The sequence below is a fragment of the Acidovorax sp. Root219 genome (assembly GCF_001428665.1).
Taxonomy (GTDB): Bacteria; Pseudomonadota; Gammaproteobacteria; order Burkholderiales; family Burkholderiaceae_C; genus Acidovorax.
This window is the reverse complement of the sequence record NZ_LMIJ01000024.1, coordinates 42,232-66,400: the sequence shown is the minus strand read 5'-3', so window position 1 is coordinate 66,400 and position 24,169 is coordinate 42,232. Positions and strand designations below refer to the sequence as shown.

At 68.1% G+C, this 24,169-nt stretch carries 17 protein-coding genes; 12 read left to right on the top strand and 5 right to left on the bottom strand.

Annotated elements, in window-relative coordinates; genetic code table 11:
• The first annotated feature begins 151 nt into the window (after positions 1 to 151).
• From ASE28_RS22345 to ASE28_RS22335, 3 genes are all read left to right on the top strand, one after another.
• Positions 152 to 886, top strand: coding sequence for a response regulator transcription factor (locus tag ASE28_RS22345; RefSeq protein WP_057268529.1), 735 nt, complete (start codon positions 152 to 154; stop codon positions 884 to 886).
• On the top strand, positions 883 to 3,030 hold the full coding sequence (locus ASE28_RS22340; RefSeq protein ID WP_235516193.1) for a HAMP domain-containing sensor histidine kinase: 2,148 nt from the start codon (positions 883 to 885) through the stop codon (positions 3,028 to 3,030). The genes ASE28_RS22345 and ASE28_RS22340 overlap by 4 nt, the downstream gene beginning before the upstream one ends.
• Before the next feature lie 149 nt (positions 3,031 to 3,179).
• Entirely contained in the window at positions 3,180 to 3,572 is a 393-nt protein-coding gene (locus ASE28_RS22335) for a hypothetical protein (RefSeq protein ID WP_057268528.1), read from the top strand.
• A gap of 39 nt (positions 3,573 to 3,611) precedes the next feature.
• On the opposite strand, the gene rpe is transcribed toward ASE28_RS22335, so the two are convergent.
• The gene (rpe, locus tag ASE28_RS22330; protein WP_057268527.1) at positions 3,612 to 4,292 is read right to left on the bottom strand and encodes a ribulose-phosphate 3-epimerase; all 681 of its coding nucleotides are present in this window, start codon (positions 4,290 to 4,292) and stop codon (positions 3,612 to 3,614) included.
• 29 nt (positions 4,293 to 4,321) lie between these two features.
• Between rpe and apaG the strand changes: the two genes are divergently transcribed.
• From apaG to ASE28_RS22300, 5 genes are all read left to right on the top strand, one after another.
• The gene (gene apaG, locus ASE28_RS22325) at positions 4,322 to 4,729 is read left to right on the top strand and encodes a Co2+/Mg2+ efflux protein ApaG (protein WP_057203920.1); all 408 of its coding nucleotides are present in this window, start codon (positions 4,322 to 4,324) and stop codon (positions 4,727 to 4,729) included.
• On the top strand, positions 4,726 to 6,711 hold the full coding sequence (locus ASE28_RS22320; RefSeq protein ID WP_057268526.1) for a site-specific recombinase: 1,986 nt from the start codon (positions 4,726 to 4,728) through the stop codon (positions 6,709 to 6,711). The genes apaG and ASE28_RS22320 overlap by 4 nt, the downstream gene beginning before the upstream one ends.
• Positions 6,712 to 7,039: 328 nt before the next feature.
• Complete coding sequence (locus ASE28_RS22315; protein WP_057268525.1) at positions 7,040 to 8,299, top strand: cation:proton antiporter; 1,260 nt, start codon at positions 7,040 to 7,042, stop codon at positions 8,297 to 8,299.
• Positions 8,296 to 9,420, top strand: a complete 1,125-nt coding sequence (locus tag ASE28_RS22310) for a YbdK family carboxylate-amine ligase (protein ID WP_057203917.1) — start codon at positions 8,296 to 8,298, stop codon at positions 9,418 to 9,420. Before ASE28_RS22315 ends, ASE28_RS22310 begins: the two co-directional genes overlap by 4 nt.
• Positions 9,421 to 9,722: 302 nt before the next feature.
• The gene (locus ASE28_RS22300) at positions 9,723 to 10,634 is read left to right on the top strand and encodes a LysR family transcriptional regulator (RefSeq protein ID WP_057268524.1); all 912 of its coding nucleotides are present in this window, start codon (positions 9,723 to 9,725) and stop codon (positions 10,632 to 10,634) included.
• Positions 10,635 to 10,655: 21 nt separating this feature from the next.
• Here ASE28_RS22300 and ASE28_RS22295 read toward each other — a convergent pair whose 3' ends face one another.
• Positions 10,656 to 17,654: an ExeM/NucH family extracellular endonuclease gene (locus tag ASE28_RS22295; protein WP_057268523.1), complete on the bottom strand. Its 6,999-nt coding sequence runs from the start codon at positions 17,652 to 17,654 to the stop codon at positions 10,656 to 10,658.
• A gap of 197 nt (positions 17,655 to 17,851) precedes the next feature.
• On the opposite strand from ASE28_RS22295, the gene thiL reads away from it, so the two are divergent.
• From thiL to ASE28_RS22280, 3 genes are all read left to right on the top strand, one after another.
• Entirely contained in the window at positions 17,852 to 18,808 is a 957-nt protein-coding gene (thiL, locus tag ASE28_RS22290) for a thiamine-phosphate kinase (protein WP_057268522.1), read from the top strand.
• 105 nt (positions 18,809 to 18,913) lie between these two features.
• Positions 18,914 to 19,117: a DUF2892 domain-containing protein gene (locus ASE28_RS22285; RefSeq protein ID WP_057268521.1), complete on the top strand. Its 204-nt coding sequence runs from the start codon at positions 18,914 to 18,916 to the stop codon at positions 19,115 to 19,117.
• Complete coding sequence (locus ASE28_RS22280; protein ID WP_057268520.1) at positions 19,114 to 19,650, top strand: RNA polymerase sigma factor; 537 nt, start codon at positions 19,114 to 19,116, stop codon at positions 19,648 to 19,650. The genes ASE28_RS22285 and ASE28_RS22280 overlap by 4 nt, the downstream gene beginning before the upstream one ends.
• A gap of 18 nt (positions 19,651 to 19,668) precedes the next feature.
• Here the strand turns inward: ASE28_RS22280 and ASE28_RS22275 are convergent, their stop codons facing one another.
• Together ASE28_RS22275 and ASE28_RS22270 are read right to left on the bottom strand one after the other, a co-directional pair.
• The gene (locus ASE28_RS22275) at positions 19,669 to 20,637 is read right to left on the bottom strand and encodes a tripartite tricarboxylate transporter substrate binding protein (RefSeq protein WP_057268519.1); all 969 of its coding nucleotides are present in this window, start codon (positions 20,635 to 20,637) and stop codon (positions 19,669 to 19,671) included.
• A gap of 41 nt (positions 20,638 to 20,678) precedes the next feature.
• Entirely contained in the window at positions 20,679 to 21,872 is a 1,194-nt protein-coding gene (locus ASE28_RS22270; RefSeq protein WP_082608212.1) for a pyridoxal-phosphate dependent enzyme, read from the bottom strand.
• Between the two features lie 70 nt (positions 21,873 to 21,942).
• Here ASE28_RS22270 and ASE28_RS22265 point away from each other — a divergent pair, with 70 nt between their 5' ends.
• Positions 21,943 to 22,860 carry a LysR substrate-binding domain-containing protein gene (locus ASE28_RS22265; protein ID WP_057268518.1) on the top strand — a complete coding sequence of 306 codons (918 nt, stop codon included), beginning with the start codon at positions 21,943 to 21,945 and terminating at the stop codon, positions 22,858 to 22,860.
• Positions 22,861 to 22,893: 33 nt separating this feature from the next.
• On the opposite strand, the gene ASE28_RS22260 is transcribed toward ASE28_RS22265, so the two are convergent.
• Positions 22,894 to 23,838 (bottom strand): TRAP transporter substrate-binding protein, encoded by a 945-nt coding sequence (locus ASE28_RS22260; protein WP_057268677.1) that lies wholly within the window; start codon positions 23,836 to 23,838, stop codon positions 22,894 to 22,896.
• Between the last annotated feature and the right edge of the window lie 331 nt (positions 23,839 to 24,169).

Genomic DNA, 24,169 nt, shown 5'->3' with positions numbered 1-24,169 from the left:
TTCTTCGCGTTCCCCCCGGAAGCAACAATGCGGCGCCCCCACCAAAGCGCTCACGCCGGGCGTGCAAAAGCTCCGCCCGCGGAAGAAAAACTCACACCGCTGCAGGCGGGCGGCCGGGATAATCCCTGCAGCACCACTCGCAGAACAGCCCATGACCCGCATTGCCGTGATCGAAGACGACCTGCCCACCAGCAACCAACTGGCCGGCTGGATCCGCAGTGCGCGCAGCGGCATCGTGATCGACCAGTGGTTCACCCGCGACGAGGCCGAGGCGGCCCTGGCGCGCGAGCACTACGACGCGGTGGTGCTGGACATCGAGCTCGGCCGCGAGCGCCATGCGGGCGTGGCCCTCATCAATGCCATCAACAAGCTGCGCCAGGGCACGCCGGTGCTGGTGGTGTCGGCCATGCCGGCAGCCATCTACCGCAGCATCATGAAGGCGCTGGACGCCTGGGACTACCTGCAGAAGACGACCTTCGAGGAGGCCGACTTCATCGAGACCTTCCTCGACATCCTGCGCACCACGCAGGCCACCCAGGCAGCCCAACCCGCCGCTGTGGCACCGGCCTCCGCAGGCGACGCGCTGGTGCTCGACCCGCTGTGGCAGCGCACCCCCACCTGGCGCGGCGAGCGCATCAACCTGCCGCTCACGGCGCAGCGCATCCTGGCCACGCTGCACCAGCGCAGCGGCGAGGTGGTGTCGTACGACGAGCTGTTCGAGGTGGTCAAGAGCGGGCGCAACCGCGACAACGTGCGCAAGCACGTGAGCACCATCCGCGAGGCCCTGCGCGAGGTGGACCCGGCCTTCGAAGGCATCGAGAACGTGCCCATGCGCGGTTTCCGTTGGGTCGGCTCGCCGCTGGCGCAGGGCCGCCTCAAGACATGATCAAGCGCCTGCTGCGCCCCGGCCTGGAGATGCCTCGGCTCGAGATGCCTCGGCTGGGGCTGCCGGCCTTTCGCCTGCGCATCCTGGTGCGCAGCGTGTTCATCCTGCTGGCGGTGGCCACCGTGGCGCTCAGTGTGGTGCTGCTGCGCGAGGAGAAGGAGCGCGCCTGGCAGAGCTACCAGCACGGCTTCGAGCGCAGCCAGGCCGAGGTGATGGCGCGGCTTCGCCACCCCTCGGGGCAGCTCGCGCTGCTCAATGCGGGCAGCCTGGGCCAGGGCGCCACGCCGCTGGCACCGCTGCTACTGCCCTACTCGGCCATCGACTTCGACGACCAGAACAAGGCCCAGCAGGCGGTGGAGATGGCCGGCTGCTCGGTGCAGTACCCCGATGGCTCAGCGGTCTGCGCGGCCATAGGCAACAACCCCTACGCAGGCGGCTTCATCTACATCGTGGGCAGCTTCTACGCAGGCGAACTGGCCGCGCGCGAACGCGGTGCGCTGGACCTGGCGGCCGTGCACCGGGCGCGCGTGACGCTGGACATGCGCGGCACCACCAGCCGCTGGGTGGCGCCTTTCGAGGCCATGGCGCCAGCCAGCGGCACGGCGGCCGGCACCAGCCCCGGGGCACGTGGCCGGCTCACCGGCTTTGTGGACAACGGTGGCGAGGCGCTCGATGCGCGCGCGCGCCCGGTGCGCGATTTTCGCGGCTGGCTGTGGCAGAACGGCCAGTGCCGCGACCTGGCCGGCGCTGCGCCCGACTGCCTGCGCCGCAGCTTCTATTCCATCCGCCTGCCGGTGGAGCTGTTCCGCGAGGCGCTGTTCCGCAAGGAGCGCCTGGTGTGGCCGCCCGAAGACCTGGGCAGCATGCGCGTGCGCGTGGAGATGCTCGCGCCCGGCGAGGGCCCGGCGCTGTTCGACAGCAACACCCCCGGCGCGCAGCCCGGGGCATCGCTCACCGAAGTCACGCGCAGCCTGCTGCCCGGCGAAAAGGTGCAGGTGCGCAAGATGGGCGATGGCGAGGAGAACACCCTCACCCTCAAGGGCAGCGAGGTGCAGGCCGAGCCCTCGGCCCCCTGGCTGATCCGCCTGGTGAGCTGGCTGCCACTGGACGCGCCCGATGCGCGCGCCACGCCGGCGGGCCTGGACATCCTCGACACGCCCACGGGCAACTACGTGGTCAGCTTCACCGGCAATCTGCGCGGGCTGGAGCAGGGCCTGGCCGCGGTGGCCACGCGCATGTCCTGGTACCTGGGTGCCATGCTGACCGCCATCGCGCTGGCCTGGCTGGTCGTGGAGGTGGGGCTGCTGCGCCGCGTGACCGCCCTCACCCGGCGCGCAGCCGCCGTCTCCTACAACGTGCAGGACGGGCACATCGGCCCGCGCCTGGGGGACCTCGATGTCTCGGACCTGCGCGGCTCGGACGAGCTGGGCATCCTCGCCGGCGGTCTGGCCGACCTGCTGCAGCGCGTGAAGGACGACATCCAGCGTGAGCAGCTGCGCGCCCAGCAGGAGCGCGACATGTGGCATGCCGTGGGCCACGAGATCATGTCGCCCCTGCAGTCGCTGATGGTGCTGCATGGGGGCCCTGGCGACCCAGGCCACCGCTACGTGCAGCGCATGCAGCAGGCGGTGCACGTGCTCTATGGCACCGCTTCGCCGGCCGAGGCGCTGCAGGCGGCCGACGTGCCGCAGGGCCGGCTCGACCTCGACGCCTTTTTGCGCCATGTGGCGGACAACGCGCACTTCGCAGGCATCGTGGACGTGGTGTACCAGGGTGGCGCGGGCACCGTCATCGTGCGCGCCGACGAATTCGCGCTGGAGGACGTGGTCACGCACATCCTGCGCAATGCCGACCGCTACCGCCCTGCGGGCACGGCCATCACGCTCACGCTCACGGCCTCGGAATCCACCGCCAGCGCCATGCTGCACAACGTGGGGGTCACGATTGCCGACGAGTTGCTGGGCCGCATCTTCGAGCTGGGAGTCTCCGACCCCAACCTGCCCACACCCGTGGGCGAAGGGGAGCACCGGGGCCAGGGCCTGTTCGTGGCCAAGACCTACATGGCCAAGATGGGCGGCACGATCAATGCGCGCAATACGGCAGATGGGGTGGCATTCATTCTGACGTTCCAGCGGCTGGGCTAGGCAAGGCCGCAGGAAGAAGGCGCCACGGCGCACGACCGGGGTCGGCGCTGTCCGACAGGGTACGAGGAGATGCAGGGCTACGCTGCATCCATCCTTTTGCAACTTGGTTGCACCCCTGTCATTTGCGCCTGGCGCAAGGAGCCTTACCCATGAAACGCATTGCCTTTTTCGCCCCGGTCATCACTGCTGCCCTGCTGGCGGTCTCTGGCGCCGCTTTGGCCCAGACAGCTTCTTCGGAGGCCACTGCCCGCTATGAGCAAGACCGCCAGAAGTGCATGACCAACAACACCCAGGACAGCATGGCGACCTGCATGCGCGAGGCCACCAACGCGCTGGATGCATCGCGCAAGGGCCAACTGAGCGACCCCGGCCCGATCGCGGCGGCCAACGGCACCGACCGCTGCAGTGCCTTCCAGAGTGCGCAGGAGCGCTCGGAGTGTGTGCGCCGCGTCGAGAGCAGTGCCGTGAGCGGCTCGGTCTCTGGCGGTGGCGTGCTGCGCGAATCGACGACGACCACGATCATCGTCCCCGCGCAGAAGTAAGGCCAGCGGCTGGCGGCTCAGCCAGCCAGCGCGCCGCAGTCAGCCCAGTTGGACTCGCATGGCGTCGATGACGCCCTTGTAGTCCGGCTTGCCGAAGATGGCACTGCCCGCCACGAACGTGTCAGCACCCGCATCCGCCACCCGGCGGATGTTGTCCGTCTTGATGCCTCCATCAACCTCCAGGCGGATGTCCTTGCCACTGGCGTCGATGCGGCGGCGCACGTCCTCGATCTTGCGCAGGGCCGAATCGATGAAGCTCTGGCCGCCAAAGCCGGGGTTCACGCTCATGATCAGGATGAGGTCGATGTCGTCGATCACCCAGTCCAGCACGTCCAGCGGTTCTGCCGGGTTGAACACCAGGCCGGGCTTGGCGCCCTTGGAGCGGATGGCCTGGATGCTGCGGTGCACATGGCCCGAGGCATCGGGGTGGAAGCTGATGTAGTCTGCCCCGGCATCGGCAAAGGCGGCCGCCAGGGCGTCCACGGGCTCGATCATCAGGTGCACATCCACCGGAATGGCGGTTCCATCGGCCGTCTTGGCATGTGGCTTGAGCGCTTGGCACACCATGGGGCCGAATGTGAGGTTGGGCACGTAATGGTTGTCCATCACGTCGAAGTGGATCCAGTCCGCTCCGGCGGCAATGACATTGCGCACTTCTTCGCCCAGGCGGGCAAAATCGGCGGAGAGGATCGAGGGGGCTATGCGAAAAGGTCGGCTCATGCCCCAATTGTCGCAGTTACCATTCGCCCATGCCAAAGTACCAGTTTGACGTGCAAGTGCAGCCCGAGTACCTGCCGGAGCAGTCTGCCCCGGACACAGGGGTGTTCAGCTTCGCCTATACGATCACCATCACCAATGCCGGGGATGCGCCCGCCCAGTTGATCTCGCGCCACTGGATCATCAGCGACTCGCGCGGCCATACTGAAGAGGTCAAGGGCCTGGGCGTGGTGGGTCACCAGCCATTGCTCAAGCCTGGTGAATCCTTCCAGTACACCAGCGGGTGCCGCCTGCGCACGGCCAGCGGCACCATGCACGGCACCTTCCATTGCGTGGGCGAGGAAGGCGAGCCTTTCGATGCCAAGGTCGACCTGTTCATGCTGGAGGCGATCAACCAGGGTCCCACGGGACAACCCCTGACCGGCCGGGTGCTGCATTGAGCCGCAGCGTCGATCTGGCCACCATCCTCGCGCGGCTGGACCCGGACGCCGATCTGGCCCACCGCCACCTGTGGCTGATCGGCCTGCTCGACTGGGTGCGCGGCAAGCGCGACTCGGTGCCCGGCGCCATCGGCCGCCTGCAGCTGTTCCTGGACGCGGCGGAAGCCCGCCCCGAGGTGCAGGCGAAACTCCAGGCATGGTGGGCAATGCTGGTCGACACGGTGGACATCACCACCCTGCTGGCCGACTTCGGCTTTGCGCCGCGCACGGCCCTGGCCAGCGAGGTGGCCGAGCGCCTGCGCAACAAGCTGCTGCCGGCAAGCCCCGAAACCATCGATGCCTCGGAGCTGTTCATGCTGGCCCTGCCCGGCGGGTTCGACGCCCAGTGGGTGGCCGCGCTGGAAGAGGCCCAGCTCACACGCCTGGTGCACCTGCTGGCACCCACGGACACGGGCGGCGCCTCGCGCTGGCAAAAGGCCCTGCTCGATGCCATCACCTACTGTACCGGGCAGATCCTCTCGACCGGCTTTGCACCCGAGCTGCGCCTGCGCATGAGCGAGACGGCGCGCGAATCCCAGCCCTTCCATGCCCTGATCCACGACGTGGAAAGCCTGCGCGTGGAGGTGCTGCACGGCCTGCGCACGCCCGAGCGCCTCGACGCTGCGGTGCAGCGCCTGCGCGAGCGGCTGGAGGCCTGCCGCGCCGCCGCCGCCACGGTGTACACGCATTTCGAGGAAAACGGCATCTCGGTCGGCCTGGTGTTTCGCCTGCGCCAGCTGCGCGAGCGCATCCTGCGCGTGCGCCAGTTGCTCGACTGCCTGCTGTCGCCCCAGCCGGCGCTGACGGCCGCCAAACTCATGGCCAATCTGGTGCTGGTGGGACAGGAGCGGCGCAGCCTGCGCGCGCTGTTTGCCTCCAACTCCTCGCTGCTGGCGGCCAAGGTGGCCGAGCGCAGCGCCGAGACGGGCGAGCATTACATCACCCGCACGGGCGCCGAGTACCGGTCCATGGTGAAGAAGGCGGCCGGCGGCGGGGCCCTGATGGCCTTCACCACGCTGGCCAAGTTCGGCCTGTATGCGCTGGCGCTGTCGGCCTTCTGGGGCGGCTTCTGGGCGGGCGTGAACTACGCCACCACCTTTGTGCTGATCCAGCTGCTGCACCTCACGGTCGCGACCAAGCAGCCGGCGATGACGGCACCGGCCATGGCCGCCAAGCTCAAGGAGCTTGGGGCCAGCGATGCCATCGAATCGTTCGTGGACGAGATCACCCACCTGGTGCGCTCGCAGGTGGCGGCTGTGCTGGGCAATGTGCTGGTGGTGTTCCCGGCCGTGCTGGCCCTCGCCTTGCTCATCACCCAGGCCACCGGCGCGCCGGCCATCACGGAAAAGCAGGCCGAGCATGTGTTCGAGTCGCTGCACCTGCTCGGGCCCTCGCTGTTCTTCGCGGCCTTCACCGGGGTGCTGCTGTTCCTGTCGAGCATCATCGCGGGGTGGACGGAGAACTGGTTCGTGCTGCACCGCCTGGACTCGGCCATGCACTACAACCCGCGCATCACCCGGTTTCTGGGACAGGCGCGCGCGGCCCGATGGGCGCGGTTCCTGCGCGAGAACCTGTCGGGCTTCGCGGCCAACATCTCGCTCGGCTTCATGCTCGGCCTGGTGCCGGCCATCGCCGGCTTCTTCGGCCTGGGGCTGGACGTGCGCCACGTGACGCTGTCCACCGGCCAGATCGGGGCGGCCTGCGCCGCGCTGGGCATGGCGGTGGTGCACCTGCAGGCCTTCTGGTGGGCCGTGGCGGCCATTCCGCTGATCGGTGCGCTCAACGTCACGGTGAGCTTCTACCTGGCCTTCAGTCTGGCGCTGCGCGCGCAGAGCGTGAGCGGCGTGGAGCGCTCTCACATCTACGCGGCCATTCGCAAGCGCTTGCGCTCGGCCCCCTTGAGCTTCTTCATGCCGGGGCGCGGGCGCACACCAGCCGCCTGACGCACACTGCAAGGTTGCAAACAGCTCCTTACAAAGCTCGAAACTGTCCTACAAGAAGCTCAGGCGGCGGCAGTTAAATTAGGCGCACCCTGGAAAGCCACAGCCCTTCTGAAAAACCGAAGCGATTTCTTAGGTCTCTGCAGGGTACGTTAAGGTAACGGCGCGCCAGCAGCTGTCTGCTGGGGCCACGGCTGTGTACAACGCCGTGCCAATCAGATGTGATCTGGCGGGTACCGCACGGCACACGCCACCCCACCGGTGGCACTGCGCCGCTGAAGAATCAACCTGCGGGCGACTCGTGTGCCCGCGCCATGCAGAGGTCACCTACATGAATGAAATCCTGAGCTTCTGGGCGCAGTGGCTGCGCCCCTCGGCCGGGCTCCCCACGGTGCAATGGTCCCTGCTGCTGGCAGTGGCCGCCATGGCCGGCTACCTGTGCCAGCGCCACACGGGCCTGCCCAAGGTGGTGGGCTATTCGCTGGTAGGCACGGCCGCGGGCCTGGCCGGCTTCAGCGGTGCCCTGTGGCCGCTGCAGGGCATCGGCCTGTTCTTGTTGGAACTGGGCATCGCCCTGGTGCTGTTCGAATGCGGCGGGCGCATCCCGCTGCGCTGGTTCCGCCACAACCCCATGGTGCTGGTGCAGAGCATTGCCGAATCCACGCTGACCTATTTCGCTGTGTATTGGGTATTGGTCTGGCTCAACCAGCCCACGCAGGTAGCCGGCCCCCTGGCCCTGGTGGCGCTGGCCGCCTCGCCTGCGGTGCTGACGCGCGTGGTGGCCGACACCCGCGCCGCCGGCCCGGTGACCGAGCGCGCCATTGTGCTGGCCACCCTGTCCACGCTGTACGCGCTGACCTTGGGCAGTGCCCGGGCCGAGCAGATCAACCGCCAGAGCCTGACCCTCATCGACACCATGTACCCCGTGGTCGTGGTGCTCGGCGTCTCGGTGGTGGTGGCCGCCGCGCTGGCGCTGGTGATGCGCATGGCCCTGCGCATCATGAGCCCGGCCAGCGAAAACACCTCCATGCTGCTGCTGGCGCTGATCGCGGCCGGCACCGCCGTGGCCGCGCACATGGGTGGCTCGGCCCCGCTGGCCGCGCTGCTGGGCGGCATCTTGCTCAAGCAGCTCAACCCGCGTCCCTGGGCCTGGCCGCGCCAGTTGGGCAATGCGTCGTCGCTGTTGACCATGCTGATGTTCGTGCTGGTCTCCACCGTGGCCGCGCAAGCCGACTGGAGCGGCCCCGTGGCCGGCGTGGTGCTGGCCCTGATCGCCGTGCGCCTGGTGGCCAAGGTGCTGGGCGTGGCCCTGGGCAATGTGGGCAGCGGTGCCAGCTGGCGCCAAGCCCTGTGGGTGGGCGGCGCGATGACGCCCATGTCCTCCATCGCGCTGCTGATCGCCTCGCAGTTCGTCGTGGCCTCGCCGTCCACCGGCCACCTGATCGCCCGCGTGGCCCTGCCCGCCATCCTGCTGATGGAGGTGCTGGGCGCGGTGATCGCCACGGTGGCCATCTACCGTGCGGGCGAGAGTTCGAAACCCTGGGCGCCGCTGTCGAACGCCACCACCAGCAGCAACGGAGACAACGCGTGAGCCTTGAAGCCTTCAACCATTCCGAACCGCTGACGCTGGGCGTCGAGCTGGAACTGCAGCTCGTCAACACCAACGACTACGACCTCGCGCCCTATGCCGAGGACATGCTGCGCCTCATGCACAAGACACCGCTGCCTGGCAGCGTGGTGCCCGAGATGACGAACAGCATGATCGAGATCTCCACTGACATCTGCCACTCGGCCAGCGAGGTGCTGGGCCAGCTCACGCCGATCCGCGATGCACTGGTCAAGAGCGCCGACAAGCTCAACATTGCCGTGGTGGGCGGGGGCACGCACCCCTTCCAGCAGTGGCACGAGCGGCGCATCTACGACAAGCCGCGCTTTCGCGAGCTGTCGGAGCTGTACGGCTATTTGTCCAAGCAGTTCACCATCTTCGGCCAGCACGTGCACATCGGCTGCCCCGATGCCAATTCCGCGCTGCTCATGCTGCACCGCATGTCGCGCTACATCCCGCACTTCATCGCACTGTCGGCGTCGAGCCCCTATGTGCAGGGCCAGGACACGGCTTTCGACTCGGCACGGCTCAATTCGGTGTTCGCCTTCCCGCTGTCGGGCCGCGCACCGTTCGCGCTGACCTGGGAGGACTTCACCGCCTACTTCGACAAGATGACGCGCACCGGCGTGGTCAAGAGCATGAAGGACTTCTACTGGGACATCCGCCCCAAGCCCGAGTTCGGCACCATCGAGATCCGAGTCTTCGACACGCCGCTGACCATCGAGCGTGCCGCCGCGCTGGCGGGCTATGTGCAGTCGCTCGGCGCCTGGTTCCTCGCGGACCAGCCCTTCATGCCCGAGGAGGACGACTACCTTGTCTACACCTACAACCGTTTCCAGGCCTGCCGCTTCGGCATGGACGCGGTGTACGTGGACCCGGCCACCGGCGACCACATGCCGCTGCGCGAGCACATCATGATGACCATGGACAAGATCGCCAGCCATGCCGCCATGCAGGGCGCTGCCAACGCCATGCACATGCTGCGCACCGAGACCGAGGCCGGCCAGAACGATGCCCGCTGGCTGCGCGAGCGCCAGCGCGAAGAGCAACTGCTGGCCGAAGTCAGCCGGCAGGCGGCACAGCGCTTTCGCGGCGCGCGGATCTGAACGGCGCCCTCAGTCGCCGCAAGGCCTGTACGGCCATGCGCCACAGCGCACCTGGGGCATTTTGCAGCGCTTCGTCGCGCAGGCGGTGGGATTCGCGGAGGGCGGCGGCCTTGAGGCGATGCAGGTCGTCGGGGTAGAGCTCATCTATCTGCGGCATGGAACACATCCTTCACGTTCGAAACAGGGTGTGGCCACTGTAGGCACAGGCCTGCGCGGGCGAAACGCCGTATGGCGCAAGGGCGTTTTGCGCAGCCTGCAAGGGCCACCACGGTTGTGCGCGCCAGTCCCGCTACCATGCGTCCATGCGCGATATCCGCTTTGAAGACATGCACCTCTTTGTCCGCGTAGCGGACCTGGGCTCACTCTCGGCCGTGGCGCGCGAGCGCGATGTGCCGGTGAGCCAGGTCTCGCGCACCCTGGCGCGCATCGAGAAGGCCTGCAATGCGCGGCTGATCCACCGCTCGACGCATGGCCTCACGCCCACGGCCGAAGGGCTCACCTTCCTCGAGTACTGCCGACGCCTGACCAGCACCATGGACGAGCTCGAAGGCGAGTTCGCCAGCCAGAGCGGCCAGGCCAGCGGCTCAGTGCGCGTGGCCGCCAGCTCGGTGTTGGCCGAGCACCTGCTGATCCCCAGCTTCGACAGCCTGCAGCAGGCACACCCACTGCTGCGCGTGGAGCTGGTGGTGGACGACCGCATGGCCGACATGGCGCGCGACGGCATCGACATCGCCATCCGCACCGGGCCGCCCACCAGCGATACCGTGGTGGCGCGCCCGCTGGGCACCCTGGTGCGCAGGCTGTATGCCACGCCGGCCTACCTGCAGGCCCATGGCGAGCCGCAGCACCCGGATGAGCTGCACCGCCACCGGCTCATCACCAACAGCGCGATGGCCCAGCTCAACCGCTGGCCCTTCATGGTCGATGGCGAGCCCCACGTGGTGGTGGCCGACGGGCATTGGCGCTCCGGCAGCACCGGCATCACGGCGCGCCTGGCGCTGCAGGGCCTGGGCATTGCCCGGCTGGCCACCCTGGTGGCCGAACCGCTGGTGCAGCAGGGCGTGCTGGCACCCGTGCTGCGCGACTGGGTGGACGAGGAGCCCTCGCCCATCCACGCCATCACGCTCACGCGCAGGCACCGCCTGCCCAAGATCAAGGCCTGCATCGACCACTGGGCGCTGTGGTTCGGCAGTGGCGGCAGCGCCCTGGGCTGAAGCGGCCAGGGCGCGCTCTGGTCACAGAAACACGGCAGCGTCCAGCGGCTGGATCACGCCCACCAGCTCGGCCAGGCCCTCCGTGGCGATCGGCAGCTTGGCCACCGCCGCCAGGAAGGCGCCTTGCGTGGCATAGGCCTTGCCGGGGCCGATCATCGACGAGAACTCCTGCACCTGCTGGGCCGTGGGGGCCACGCCCGTAACACGCTCGAAGAGGAAGTTCACCAGACCATCGTTGCCGATGCCGGGGGCGAGCATATCGATGAAGGACTGGGCCAGCGCGTCCAGGCCCGTCATGCTGTCGGCCTTGTGCACCCACTGGCTCAGGGCGGCGGTGTCCGGCTTCTGGCCGAAGATGGTGTAGGCCAGGGCCAGCATCTGGCCGGTCTTGCCGCCCTCGCTGGTCGCCGAGGGCAGCGCCACGTCGAAGGCAAACAGGCTGCCCTGCAGCTCCACGCGTTCTACGCCGCTCAGGGTGACAGGGCCCGTGGGGGTGTTGATCACCACCTTGCCGCTGCTGTCCTGGCTGATGCCCAGGCGCAATACATCGGCCAGCGTGGCCGAGACCACGACCGTGTCCACGCCACCGCCACCCGTCACCGTGTCGGCGCCGCCACCCGTGACCACACGGGTCAGGGGCAGGTCGGGCACGACGATGGTGTCGTTGCCGCCGGAGCCCTGCAACGTGGCGGGCGCGCCAGGCGCCGTGGGGGGAATGACAGGGATGGTCGGCGTGGTGGGCGTGCCACCACCACCGCCGCCGGCCGCAGGCGTGCTGCTGAGGTTCAGACCGATCAGGATCGGGTTGTGGTCGCTGGAGCGGTAGGGGTCGGCATTGAAATAGCTCGCGTCCTGCGCGTCGTTCTTGTTCTCCATGTTGTAGTCGAGCACGGCGGGCTCTTCGGCATTGATGCCCCACTTGTAGGTGCCGCTCACCTGGCCCGCCAGGCTGCCGCTGGCCAGCGCATGGTCGAGCGATCCCCACAGGCCGTCGAACGAGTAGGAGTTGCCCGTGGACACCTTGCTGTAGCCGTTGGCGGCGAGCTTGGTGATCGGGTCTTCCTTGCCGTAGGCGTTGAAGTCGCCGACCAGCAGCACGTCGCTGTCGGTGGTGCCAGTGGGCTTGGTGGCCAGCCAGGCCGACAGGTCTTCGGCGGCCTTCACGCGCGCCAGGTTATTGGCGCCCTGGCCGTCGCCGATGTCCGGGTCGTTCACGCTGCCCTTGGACTTGAAGTGGTTCACCACCACGGTGAACTCCTCGTTGTCGGCATTCGATTTGAAGGTCTGCGCCACCGGCACGCGACTGCCAAAGGCCGCCGAGAAGGCGGTGTACACCGTCGGATCGGCCACGGCGGCCTGGCCCACGGGGGTAACCTTGGCGGGCTTGTAGAGGATGGCCACCATGATGGCGTCCGTGCCTGCGGTCGCCGCATCGCCCGGGGCCGCGCCGTTGTTGTACGGCGCCTTGATGTAGGCATAGGTGCCGGCACCGGCCTTGGCGTTGAGGGCGTCCACCAGCGAATCGAAGGCACTGGTGCCGTCGCCAAAGCCGTTGTTCTGCACTTCCATCAGGCCCAGCACATCGGCATCCATGCCCACCAGGTTCTCGACCACCTTGGCCTGCTGGCGCGCCAGCTCGGCGGGGTTGGTGGCGCCACGGCCGGACTGGGCCACGCCGTCGGGCGTGGTGAAGCTGCCGGTGCCCAGCGTGGTGAAGTAGTTGAGCACATTGGCAGAACCGACCTTGATCTCGGCGTTGCGGATGCTGGCCGGGATGTCAGCGGCGGTGGGGCGTGCATCGCCCGTGAAGTTCACGGCCTGCGTGGGCTGTATGCGGTAGCTGGTTTCGTGCGGGGCCGCCGCCGCGTCCACCAGTTGGTCCACGATGCCGGTCACGCTTGCCACACCATCGCCCGCGCGCAACGTGTTGCTGGCCGACAGCGGCTGGCCGCCGCGGCCGAGGTGGCTCGTGGGGTTCTGCGTGCTGCTCAGGTCATCCAGGATGATCTGGTCCTTCTTGAGATCGGCCAGGTAGTCGGTGTTGCCACTGATGCTGGGCGCGTTGTGCTCGGTGTACTGCCCCTGGATGGCATCCGAGGTCAGCGTGACCTGGCCGTACTGGCCCAGGTTGTAGTTGTCGGTGACCACCAGTTGGCCGCCAGCCGTGCCGGACTGCACGGTCACCAGCATGCCTTCATATGCCTCCCATTGGATGGCGCTGGCCACGGGCAAAGTCACCGCGGTGGCAGCGGGCAGGCCGGCGTTGTCCTGCACCAGCGTGAAGCCCGACAGGCCCGTCAGCTGGGTCTGGCCCTTGAAGTCGGCCACCGTACCCTTGATGCGGACCTTGTCGCCCACGCTGTTCGCGTCCAGGCCGGCGATGGGCGCGCCGCCGTAGTAGACGAAAATGCCTTCGGAGGTGCTGGCATTGCCATCCTGGTCGGCCGTCTCTTCCTGCACATAGAAGCCCTGCAGGTTGGGTGCGTAGCCCGTCACGATGCCTTCGATGGTGACCGCGTTGCCCATGAGCAGTGCGGTGTCGTTGCTGCCCTGGATCTCATGGATCCTGGTGATCGGCGCTTCGTCGGTGCGAACCAGTCCTTGTGCGGTGCCGCCACCGATGATGGTGGTGCCGACGGACGCGCCCGACAGCGTGACGGTGAAGGCCTCGTCCTGCTCAAGGCTGGTGTCGCCTTGCACGCCGATGGTGAGGGTCTTGCTGGTCTCGCCGGCCGCAAAGGCCACGGTGCCCGAGGGCAGCGCACCGCCCACGAAGTCATCGGCCGCCACGGGCGAGCCGCCCGAGCCCGCCACGGCCCATTGCACCGAGGCAGCGGCCGAGGCATCGCCCGCACGCGTCACGGTGAAGGTGTACTCGGTCGTGCCGCTGTTGCCTTCGGGCTTGTCGGCGCTGGTGGCGGCGATGGACACCACCGGGCCCGTGAAGCTCTCCAGCTTGAAGTCGTCCACGCGCCAGCTCGAGGAGCTGTTGCTCGCCGTGCCAGAGGCCTGGTACTGGAAGCCGAAGTGGACGTTGCTGCCCTGGATGGCCGACAGGTCGATCAGGCCCGAGGGCGTGGTCACCTGGCTGTCTGCCGGGGAGTGGGTATAGGACAGCTGCGTCCAGGTGGCGGCCGTGGGGTCGCCCGAGCCGCTGTAGTTGGTGGAGTAATAGAGCTTGACTTCGGGGTCGGCGATGCCGGTGTCGGCAAAGCGCGTCCAGGTGTTGAAGCTCAGGAACTCGGCGCTCGTGCCGTCGAGGTTGAAGGCCTTGGAGACCAGCCAGTCGTTGGCATTGGCGGTGTCACCGAAGCCGTTGACTTCGGCGGTCTTGGTGGCCGTGCTGTAGTACCAGCTGCTGGCCGCATCGGCATCCTTGCTGAACACCGTGAACTCGTTGAAGCCTGCCGCGTTCTCGAACGTCTGCGTGTAGCTGGGGGCGACGCCCGGTGGAATGGCCGGGGCGCTGGTCAGGCCGGGCGAGCCGATGTTGGCCGGGGTGCCGGTCTGCGCAAACGCGCCCAGCTGGCCGACCACGGCGGCCTTGTAGGTCGGGTTGGTGGTGGACAGGCCATCCCACACGGCCGAGGTGGTGGCCGTGCCGCCAAAGGCCACTCCCGCATGCTCGGAGCCGGTCACCGCCCCGCCACCGGTCTTGGCCATGGGCGCCACCACCGTGCTGCCATTGGTGAAGGCCGTGCCGCCGTAGTTGATGGCCGTTGCCACCTGGCCGTTGGCGTCGAGGATCACCACGCCATCGCCCTTGCCCAGGCCGGGGCCGCCCACGGCCACAACGCTGGTGTTGGCGTCGAGCCCCCAGGCTGCCTTCAGGGCGGTGGGGTCGGTGACTTCACCGGCCACCACCAGCTTGCCGCCGGCTGCGATCTTGGTGCCCGCCGCAAACGTACCGAGCTTGGCGGGGTCGGCAGCGGAGTCGGTCCACTTCCAGCCGGAAAGGTCGATCTCCGTGGTGCCGTAGTTGTACAGCTCGAAGAAGTCGCCCGGCGTGGCGTTGGAATTGACCTCGGTGATCAGCAGCTTGGGCTGCGCTACCACCAGCGTTCCGGGGGAGCCGATATTGGCAGGGGTACCGGTCTGCGCAAACGCACCCAGCTCGCCCACCACGGCCGCCTTGTAGGTCGGGTTGGTGGTGGACAGGCCATCCCACACCGCAGACGCGGTGGCCGTACCGCCCACGGCAAGGCCCGCATGCTCCGTCACGCTGACCACCCCGCCGCTGCTTTTGGCCAGCGGGTTCACCGTGGTGCCGCCATTGGTGAAGGCAGCGCCACCATAGTTGATGGCGGTCGCCACCTGGCCGCTGTCGTTGAGGATGACCACGCCATCGCCCTTGCCCAGCCCGGGGCCGCCGACGGCGACGACATTCGTGCCGGCATCCAGGCCCCAGGCCGTCTTCAGGGCGGTGGGATCCGTGGTTTCACCGGCCACCACCAGCTTGCCACCGGCCGCGATCTTGGTGCCGCTGGCAAAGCTTCCCATCGAGCCGACAACGCCTGAGGAATCGGTCCATTTCCAGCCGGTGAGGTCGATCTCCGTGGAGCCGTAGTTGTACAGCTCGAAGAAGTCGCCGGGGGTGGCGTTGGAATTGACCTCGGTGATCAGCAGCTTGGGCAGGGGCGCGGCCGAGGTGGTGAAATTCAGCGCCGCGTTGACCGACAGGCCGGCCCAGTTGTTGCCGTAATGGTCCTTGAGGGTGCCGGCAGCCGCTTCGACGTAGTAGGCCGTGCCCACGTCCAGGTCGCTCGCCGGGTTGATGGTCACCGTGTTGAAGGCCACGGTGACCTTGCTGGTGTCGGTCACGGCGATGGTCGCGACCACGCTGTTGTCGCTGACCTTCTTGATCACAAAATCGCCCGTGCCGCGCGCCACGCCCTCGTTGAAGCGCAGCACGATGTCGGCACCCTTGCCAAAGTTGGCGGCATCGTCGGCAGGCGTGCTGCTGGCCAGCGCCGGGCCGGTGCTGTCGGTGACATTGGCGCCGATCTGCACCCAGTTGCCCACGAACTTCTGCTGCGCTGCAGGCAGGTCCTTGGACGCAGTGGAACCGCCCCAGGTGCTGTCGCCGTTGTCCTGCAGCAACTGCACCAGGGTGCCCTGGGCCGTGCTCTGCACGTCGACGATGGTCTCGAAACTACCGCCCGTGCCGTCACGCAGGGCGTCGAGGTTCACGTCCAGCTCGGCGGGTGTGGTGCTCACGCCATCCCAGCGGAACAGGCGGAAATCATGGGTGACCTCGGTGCTGGCCGAGCCCGAGGGGCCGGCCAGGATCAGGTAGCTGCCGTCGCCGGCCTTCTCGATGGAGCGGATGCCACGGCCGCCCAGGTTGAGTTCGAACACGGCACTGACGTTGGGCGCGCTGCCACCCGTGGCGTCGACGAGCCCGGCCACGTCCAGTGCCAGCACCACGGCCTTGTCGCGCGTGTTGGCGTCTGTCTGTGGCGCGCGGAAGGCCACCAGGAGCTTGCTGCCGTCCTGCGAGGCGGTCATGCCCTCGATGGAGAAGCCGTTGACGTTTTCGGGAATCACCCCGACCGACGAGGCGGCGAAGCCAAAGTAGTTCGCGCCCTTGCCGTGGACGTTGCCCTGGTCCCAGGCCACAAGCTGGTCTTCCAGGCCGCTGTGCTTGCCCAGGTAGGTGAATTGCGTGTCGGCGCCCGTGCCCTCGATCTTCACGGCCAGGATGTATTCGCGGTTGTTCTGCTCCGCGCCGCTCTTGTTGTTGCTGTGCGAGCCGGTGAAATAGAAGGTGTCGCCGATGCGGGTGCCGGCCTCCAGGTCCAGCTCGCCGCCATTGCCCAGTGCGGCGCCGTAGTTCCACTCCTTGACGGCAGCGCCGCCTGCACGGTCGTAGACACGCAGCACGCTGGCTTCATCGTCGCCCACCACCATCCAGTTGGCGTCGAGCGCCAGCGCGGCCGATGCGTCGGAGCTGCCGAGGGTGGTGCCCGCGTTGGGCGTGAAGGTCTGCGCGCTGCCTGCCGCGCCCATGTCGGCGAAATTGACCTTCAGGCTGTTCTGGGTGGCGTTCGCGACACCGGCAGCGGAGCCGCCGGTGAAGGCGCCATCGGCGAACGTGACCGTGAGGTTGCTGACGTCGTTGGCATTGGCATGGCTGGTGGCCGTGCCGGTAAAGCCCAGCTCGGCCGTGGTGGCGCTGGTGCGGGTGAGCACCGCCGTGAGGCCGGCAGGCACGTTGCTGACGGTGGCGGCCGACAGCAGGCTGGCGCCGTCGGTGCCGGTGAAGGTCTCGCCCGTCAGGGTGATGGTGATCTTGGCACCTGGGGCCATGTGGCCGTCGAAGGCCTGGGATTCGTTGAGGGAGCCGCTGTAGGCCAGGCTGGGGCCGACAGGGCCGGCCGCGGTGGAACTCACCACGATGTCGTCGATGCCGGTCCACTCGTCGCTGCTGGCCGCATTGATGGTGATGATGCGCAACTGGATCTGTGCAGCACCGTTGGCGTCGGCCGGCAAGGTGGCCGACACGGCGGTTTCCTTGGTCGCCGTGCCGCCCTCGGACGCATCGGCCACGTAAGCGGCAGGCACATTGGTGAAGTTGCCACTGTTGCCCAACCGGTATTGCAGGGCCACGGGCTGGATGGCGTTGTCTGCCGCGCCATCGACGTCGCGCAGCTTGTAGTTGACAACGATGTCCTTGCGCCCCGTGGCATCGAGGTGGATCACGAGGCCGGGGGCATCGGCCGTGCCCGAGCCCTGCAATGCCACAACGGGGTTGGTGAGATGGAATTCCGCCACCCCGCCCGACGTGTTGGTGCTGGGATTGGTCTGATTGGCGATCACGTCCACGGCACCGCTGCTGGCGCCCAGCACCGTCTGCGGATCACCACCGGCATAGGGGGTGGTGGAGGCCGCATCGATGTCACCCAGGTAGCCGACGACGGAGGGCACGCCATCCCAGTTGTCATTGGCGGTGATCAGCCCGGTATCGGTCCAATCCTGGGTGAAGTTGCTGGTCGACAGGGCGTGGTAGACGGTGGTCATGCTCGTTTCCTCCGCATGCGTGCGGGTGGGGTGTGAAGGGAAGGCGCGGGGGAAAGCCAGTTTTCACCGCGCAGTTGCAAGAGGCCTGCTGGCTCTGGGTCGAGCCGGGCACGAAGCGGTGACTCTAGGCACCGTGTGTTGCAGAGATATGTCACGCTGTCGGTGCCAATGGACACGGGGCACGCCACAATCGACCCATGGGTGAATTCGATCTGATCGCACGCTATTTCACGCGGCCCGTGTACCGCGCCGCGCTGGGCGTGGGGGACGACTGCGCGCTGCTGGCACCTGAGCCGGGCATGCAACTGGCCGTCTCCAGCGACATGCTGGTGGAGGGCCGCCACTTCTTTGCCGAGGTGGCGCCCGAGGCACTGGGCCATAAGGCGCTGGCCGTGAACCTGTCGGACCTGGCGGCCTGCGGAGCCCGGCCCCTGGCCTTCACGCTGGCGCTGGCGCTGCCACGCGTGGACGAGGCTTGGCTGGCCGGCTTCTCGCGCGGGCTGCTGGCCCTGGCCGATACCCATGGCTGCGAGCTGGTCGGTGGTGACACCACCCAGGGTCCGCTCAATATCTGCATCACGGTGTTTGGCGAAGTGCCTGCCGGCCAGGCGCTGCTGCGCAGCGGCGCGCGCGCGGGCGACGATCTCTATGTGAGCGGCACCCTGGGCGATGCCCGGCTGGCGCTGGAGGCGCTGCTGGGCCACACCACGCTGGCACCCGAGGTGCTGGCCGCCGCGCGCCAGCGGCTGGAGCAGCCCACGCCGCGCGTGGCCCTGGGCCTGGCGCTGCGCGGCGTGGCCAGCAGCGCGATGGATGTGAGCGACGGGTTGCTGGGCGACCTGTCCCATATCCTCAAGGCATCCGGCGTGGGGGCACGCATCGACACCTCGCTCACGGGCGCCCTGATGGCCCATGGCAGCACCGTGGCGGATACCGAGCTGCTGCGCCAGTGCACCCTGGCCGGTGGCGACGACTACGAACTGGCCTTCACCGCACCGCCATCGCAGCGTGCGGCTGTGCTGGCTGCTGCGCAGACCAGCCAGACACCGGTGGCACGCATCGGGGGGATCGAGGCGGAACCCGGCCTGCGGCTGGTGGATGGGCAAGGCCGGCCGGTGGACCACCGCTACGCCTCGTTCGACCACTTCGGTTGACAATTTTTTTCTCGCAGCATGAATCCTTTGGCCCCAAGGCCCGCTCTTGTCAGGGAAGGCGCCCCGTGCCGGCGCTTTCTCTTTCAACCCCCAAGGAGCTTTGCCATGCTGTACCGCAAGAACATCACCCGTCCCGAAAGCCTGCTGCGCGTCGTCGCCGGGGTAGCCCTCATCGCCGCCAGCCTCTTCTGGCTGGGTGCCACACCGCTGGGCCTGGTGCTGGCGGCATCGGGCGCCATGGGCATCGTGACCGGCATGTTCGGCTACTGCCCAGCCTGCGCCATAGCGGGCAGAAAGCCGGTGGAATGAGCACTGCCTCGAACACCTTGGCGCAGCTCCTGCCCGCCGCGCGGGCGGGCGACACCGAGGCCATGGAGCGCCTGCTGGCACTGGCGCGGCCCGACATCCGCCGCTATGCGCTGCGCCACTGCGCGGCCACCACCGCAACCGATGATGTGGTGCAGGAGGCGCTGATCATCGTCTACCGCCGCGTGGGCGCGCTGCGCGAGGTGGCAGCCTTTGGCGGCTGGGTGGTGCGCATCGTGCAGCGGCTGTGCATGCGCCCGGCGCTGGCCTGGCTCAGGGGCGAGCCGCTGGCGCAGGTGGAAGATGCGCTGGCCTGGTCGCACCGACCCGACCACGAGCTGCGCCACGACCTGGCCCTGGCCATCGATTCGCTGCCGCCCCTGTACCGCGACGCCCTGCTGCTGCGCGACTTCGAGGAGCTCACCATCGAGGAGATGGCCCAGCGCCTCTCCACCACGCGCGAAGCGGCCAAGAGCCGGTTGCACCGGGCGCGCAGCCTTGTGCGTGAGTACCTGGTGCCCTCGCCGCCCGGCTAATCCCGCAGTAGCTGCGGTTCACTCCGGCTGCAGCCCGGTCTTGCGGACCACGGCGCCCCAGTGGCCCACCTCGTCGCGCATGAAGGAGCGCAACTCGTCTCGGGTGGACCCCTTGAGCTCGATGCCCAGCGTGGTGAGCCGCTCGCGCGTGGCAGGGTGCTCCAGCGCGGCGATGGCCTCCTTGCGCAGGCGCTCGATCACCTCGATGGGCGTGGTGGCCGGCGCCACCAGGGCCCACCACTGGTTGAACTGCATGCCCGCCAGGCCTGCCTCGCGGGCCGTAGGCACCTGGGGCATGGACGCCAAGCGCGCAGGCCCGGTGGTCATGAGCACCGAGATCTTGCCCGCCGAGAGCAGCGATGCACCGCTGGCCAGCGTGGCGAAGTGGCCCGCCACCTGCTCGGCCGCCACGTCGGTGAGCGCCGGGGCCGAGCCCCGGTAGGGAATGGCGTTGACCTTGAGGCCACTGGCCCCGGCCAGCAGTTCGGACGAGAGGTGGCTGATGGAGCCATTGCCGCTGTGGGCCAGGGTAACGGGCGTGGCGCTGGCGCGCCCGTCCTTCAGGAATCCCTTGATGTCGCCAGCCTTGTACCTGCTGCCGTTGACGAACAGCAGCAGCGGCGAGGTGCCGACCATCGAGATCGGCGTGAAGTCCTTGAGCAGGTCGTAAGGCAATTTGGCCGTGACGGCCGGCGCAATGGCATGCGGCAGCTCCACGATGGCGATGGTGTAGCCATCGGGCGCCGCCTTGGCAGCGGCCTCGGTGCCGATTCGCCCGGATGCGCCCGAGCGGTTGTCCACGATAACGCTCTGCCCCAGCGACTCCCCCATGCGCTGGGCGATGGCGCGGGCAATCGCGTCGGTGCTGCCGCCGGGTGCCCACGGCACGATGAGGCGAACGGGTTTGTCGGGGTAGGCGGCAAAGGCGCTGGTGCCAAAGAGGCAGGCGCAGGCCAGCAAGAGGGTGCGGCGAGGCAGGAAAGTCATGGCAGGGTCCTTGGTCAGGCGAAGAGATACGAAAAAAGCGATCAGGCGTCTCGGTCGCCCTTGGCGGTGAGCAACAGCAGCACGTGGTCCTCTGGCGCAATGCGGCCCTGCCGGCGCAGCTGTGCCGCCGCAGCCACGCAGGCGCCTGCACACAATTCCACCCAGAGGCCCTGGGCACCGAGCTCGGCCACGCCACGGGCCGCATCTGCATCGCCCACCACGACAGCGCCACCGCCCGAGCGCTGCACGGCGATCTGCTGCTGCAGGGTGACGGTGCTGCCGGCAATGGAGAACTGCGCAGTGCTGCCGCTGAAATCGGCCTGTGCCGGTGCGCCGGCCAGCACCTGGCTGAGCCGGGCAAAGGGCTCCACGGCCCACAGGCGCGGCATGTGCGTGATCAGCCCTGCGGCCAGCAGGTCGCGCAGGCCGCTGAACAGGCCCCAGAGCAGGTCGCCACGCGCCGTGGGTACGAGCACATGGTCGGGCACGCACCCATCGGCCACGCATTCGAGCGCCACCGCGCGGTAGCCTTCCACGCCGAAGGCCGGGCTGCCCACGGCCGGCACGCTGAAGTTGGTGAGCGCAAAGGCCCCCTCGTCCAGTACCTGCCGGCGCACATGGGTCCAGCGGTCCAGCCCCTGGTCGAACGCAACCCGGCGGGCACCCAGGCGGTCCAGCGCTCGGGCAAAGGACTCCGGCATGTCCCGGTAGGTGGCGATTTCGCACGGCAGACCCGCCGCCGCACAGTAAGCGGCAGCGGACACGGCCGCATTGCCGCTCGATGCCAGCACCACCTTGGAGGCCCCCACCGCCAGCGCGCGGGTCACGGCCTGCGCCGACATGCGGTCCTTGTGCGAACCCGTGGGGTTCATGCCCTCGTGCTTGGCCGTCAGTTCGCGGATGCCCAGCGACCGGGCCAGCCGGGGCAGCGCCAGGCAAGGCGTGTTCCCCTCGCCCAGCGATACCCCATGGGTATAGGGCAGCCACTCGCCCCAGCTATAACCCGAACTACTTGCTACCAGCATGCGGGGCCGGTCGCTGTAGGCCGCCTCCAGGCTGGCGGGTGTGCCTTGTGCCGCACACACAGGGCAGCCGGCGGGCATGTCCTGCACCGGGTAGCGGGCCCCGCAGTGGATGCAGCGCAGGCCCTGGAGCCACGCGTTGGCGCGCAAGGCGGGCGCCTGGGTCGAAGAGGGGTGGTGCAACTGCACACCGAACGGGACATCGGGATTCATGCCTGCATCGTAGCCAGGCACAGGCCGGCGCGGTACCATGCCGCAGCCGTTTCCATTAAGCAAAACTTATATGAAAAGCCCGCAATTGCACGATACCAAGGAGGCCAGCACCCGCCAGATCGAGGTCTTCCGCATGGTGATGCGGCTGGGCTCGGCCAACCGCGCGGCGGCAGCATTGCACGTGAGCCAGCCTGCCGTGACACAGCTGCTGCAGCAGCTGGAGCTGCGCTCGCAACTCACGCTGTTCGACCGGCCCAAGGGCCGCCTGGTGCCCACACCCGAGGCGCATGCGCTGATGGAAGAAGTCGAGCGTGTGTACGAAGGGCTGGAGGCGGTGCAGCGCAAGATCGTGGCGCTGCAGTCGCTGGAAGACCAGGTGCTGCGCATCGGCAGCCTGCACGCCCTGGCCGCGAGCATCATGCCCGGGGTGCTGGCCGGGTTCCAGCGCCACTACCCGCGCACCCGCTGCCTGCTGATGGTCGACAGCTCCAAGCTGCTGCGCGAGGCGCTGTTCCAGGGCGCGGTGGACCTGGCCTTCCTGGGCGATGAGGCGGACACCAGCGGCCTGGTGTCCTCGACGTTCTACGAACTGCCTGCCGTGTGCGCCGTGCCCGCCGCCCACCCGTTGGCGCGCAAGGCAACCCTGGAGCTGGCGGACCTGCGCGATGCTCCGCTGATCGGTCTGTCGGCCACCGACCCGGCCCAGCAGCGGCTGGAGAGGCTGTTTGCCGCCGCAGGGATCGCCCCGCGCTTCGTGATCGAGACCCCCTACAGCGCGACACAGTGCGCGCTGGTGCTGGCGGGTGCAGGGCTGGCCGTGACCAACCCGCTGGTGGCCGCCGAGCATGCGCCCCTGGGCCTGCGCAGCGTGCCCCTGGCCGCCGACGGCCTCTTCTTCCGGGCCTTGCTGGCCTTCAAGCCGCGCCAGGCCCAGTCGCGTGCAGTGCAGGAGTTCGTGGCCCTGTGCCGGCGGCGCCTCATGCACTGACCCGGCCACCGGGCCCCGCAGCGCCAGCGCCCATCACTTGGAGATGATGGTCAGCAGCTCTTCACGCGTGGTCGGGTCGGCCATGTACTTGCTGTACAGCGGCGCCATGCGCCGCACGAAGGGGGAGACGTCCTTGACCCGCACGAACTGCGCCCCCTGTTTGGCCGTGCTCTCCAGCGCCTGGGCCACGCGCTTGTTCCACATCTCGCGCATCAGCAGGGCCGACTGGGCGCCCGCGTCCGAGAAGGCCTTGCGGTCCTCGGGCGAGAGCCTGGCCCACAGTGTGCTGGACACCATCAGTGCCTCGGGAGAGATCACATGGTTGGTCATGTACACGCTCTTGGCCACCTTGAAATGCCCGGTGGACTCGTACGAGGGCATGTTGTTCTCCGCACAATCGATGGCACCCTGCTGGAAGCCCCCCAGCACTTCCTTGAAAGGCAGGGCCACGGGTTTGGCATCGAGCAGCCGGATCATCTCCATGAACACCTCGGACTGCTGCACGCGGATCGACGCCCCCGCCAGATCGCGGATGCTGGCCAGTGCGCGGTTGGCGCAGTAGAAGGAGCGCCCGCCCCCGTCGTACCAGCCCAGCACCACGAAGCCGGCGGATTGCAGGTTGGCGGCAAAGCGCTGCCCCAGCGCACCATCGAGGTGGCGGAACATGTGGGCCGAATCGGTGAACAGGAACGGCAGGTTCAGCACCTTGATGCCGGGTACTGCGTCGGACAACGGCGCGGAGCTGAACTCGGCAATGTCGAGCTCGCCGCTCTTGAGCATCTGCACCGCCTTGGGCTGGTCGCCCAGCGTGGCGTTCGAGAACACATCGATCTGGTAGCGGCCCTGCGTGGCCCGCGCCACCTGGGCGGCAAAGCCCTTCATGGCCTCGGTCACCGGGTAGCCATCGGGGTGGATGTTCCAGGCGCGCAGCCGCATGGGTGCCTGCGCGTGGCTGGCCTCGGCGCACAGCAGGGCCATGCACAGGGCGCCCAGCCATGCCATGCGGGATCGGGTCCATCGGTTCACAGGTCTCCTCCTTTGTTGTAGTGCAGGGCCGCTCGAACCCAAGGTCTCAATGCCAGCCTTTTTTGCGTCAATTCATATGACGTCATATAACCAATTCGCTTTCAATGGTGCCCGCAAAGACATCCGCCCGCCCCATCCGGACGCCGCCAAGTCATTTTGCTGCAACATCTGCACACAAGAAGTTCGGGTAAACGCCAGCACGCCAGCGGGTCGCGTTGCAGAGAATCACGCCCAAGTTGTACGACATCATCTGTCATGGATGCCCCGCAACGGCAGGACAAGA

Bases quoted from the DNA above. Each gene is read 5' to 3' on its own strand.
- ASE28_RS22345 (WP_057268529.1), top strand. From the start codon at position 152: ATGACCCGCATTGCCGTGATCGAAGACGACCTGCCCACCAGCAACCAA.
- ASE28_RS22340 (WP_235516193.1), top strand. From the start codon at position 883: ATGATCAAGCGCCTGCTGCGCCCCGGCCTGGAGATGCCTCGGCTCGAG.
- ASE28_RS22335 (WP_057268528.1), top strand. From the start codon at position 3,180: ATGAAACGCATTGCCTTTTTCGCCCCGGTCATCACTGCTGCCCTGCTG.
- rpe (WP_057268527.1), bottom strand. From the start codon at position 4,292: ATGAGCCGACCTTTTCGCATAGCCCCCTCGATCCTCTCCGCCGATTTT.
- apaG (WP_057203920.1), top strand. From the start codon at position 4,322: ATGCCAAAGTACCAGTTTGACGTGCAAGTGCAGCCCGAGTACCTGCCG.
- ASE28_RS22315 (WP_057268525.1), top strand. From the start codon at position 7,040: ATGAATGAAATCCTGAGCTTCTGGGCGCAGTGGCTGCGCCCCTCGGCC.
- ASE28_RS22300 (WP_057268524.1), top strand. From the start codon at position 9,723: ATGCGCGATATCCGCTTTGAAGACATGCACCTCTTTGTCCGCGTAGCG.
- ASE28_RS22295 (WP_057268523.1), bottom strand. From the start codon at position 17,654: ATGACCACCGTCTACCACGCCCTGTCGACCAGCAACTTCACCCAGGAT.
- thiL (WP_057268522.1), top strand. From the start codon at position 17,852: ATGGGTGAATTCGATCTGATCGCACGCTATTTCACGCGGCCCGTGTAC.
- ASE28_RS22285 (WP_057268521.1), top strand. From the start codon at position 18,914: ATGCTGTACCGCAAGAACATCACCCGTCCCGAAAGCCTGCTGCGCGTC.
- ASE28_RS22280 (WP_057268520.1), top strand. From the start codon at position 19,114: ATGAGCACTGCCTCGAACACCTTGGCGCAGCTCCTGCCCGCCGCGCGG.
- ASE28_RS22275 (WP_057268519.1), bottom strand. From the start codon at position 20,637: ATGACTTTCCTGCCTCGCCGCACCCTCTTGCTGGCCTGCGCCTGCCTC.
- ASE28_RS22270 (WP_082608212.1), bottom strand. From the start codon at position 21,872: ATGAATCCCGATGTCCCGTTCGGTGTGCAGTTGCACCACCCCTCTTCG.
- ASE28_RS22265 (WP_057268518.1), top strand. From the start codon at position 21,943: ATGAAAAGCCCGCAATTGCACGATACCAAGGAGGCCAGCACCCGCCAG.
- ASE28_RS22260 (WP_057268677.1), bottom strand. From the start codon at position 23,838: ATGGCCCTGCTGTGCGCCGAGGCCAGCCACGCGCAGGCACCCATGCGG.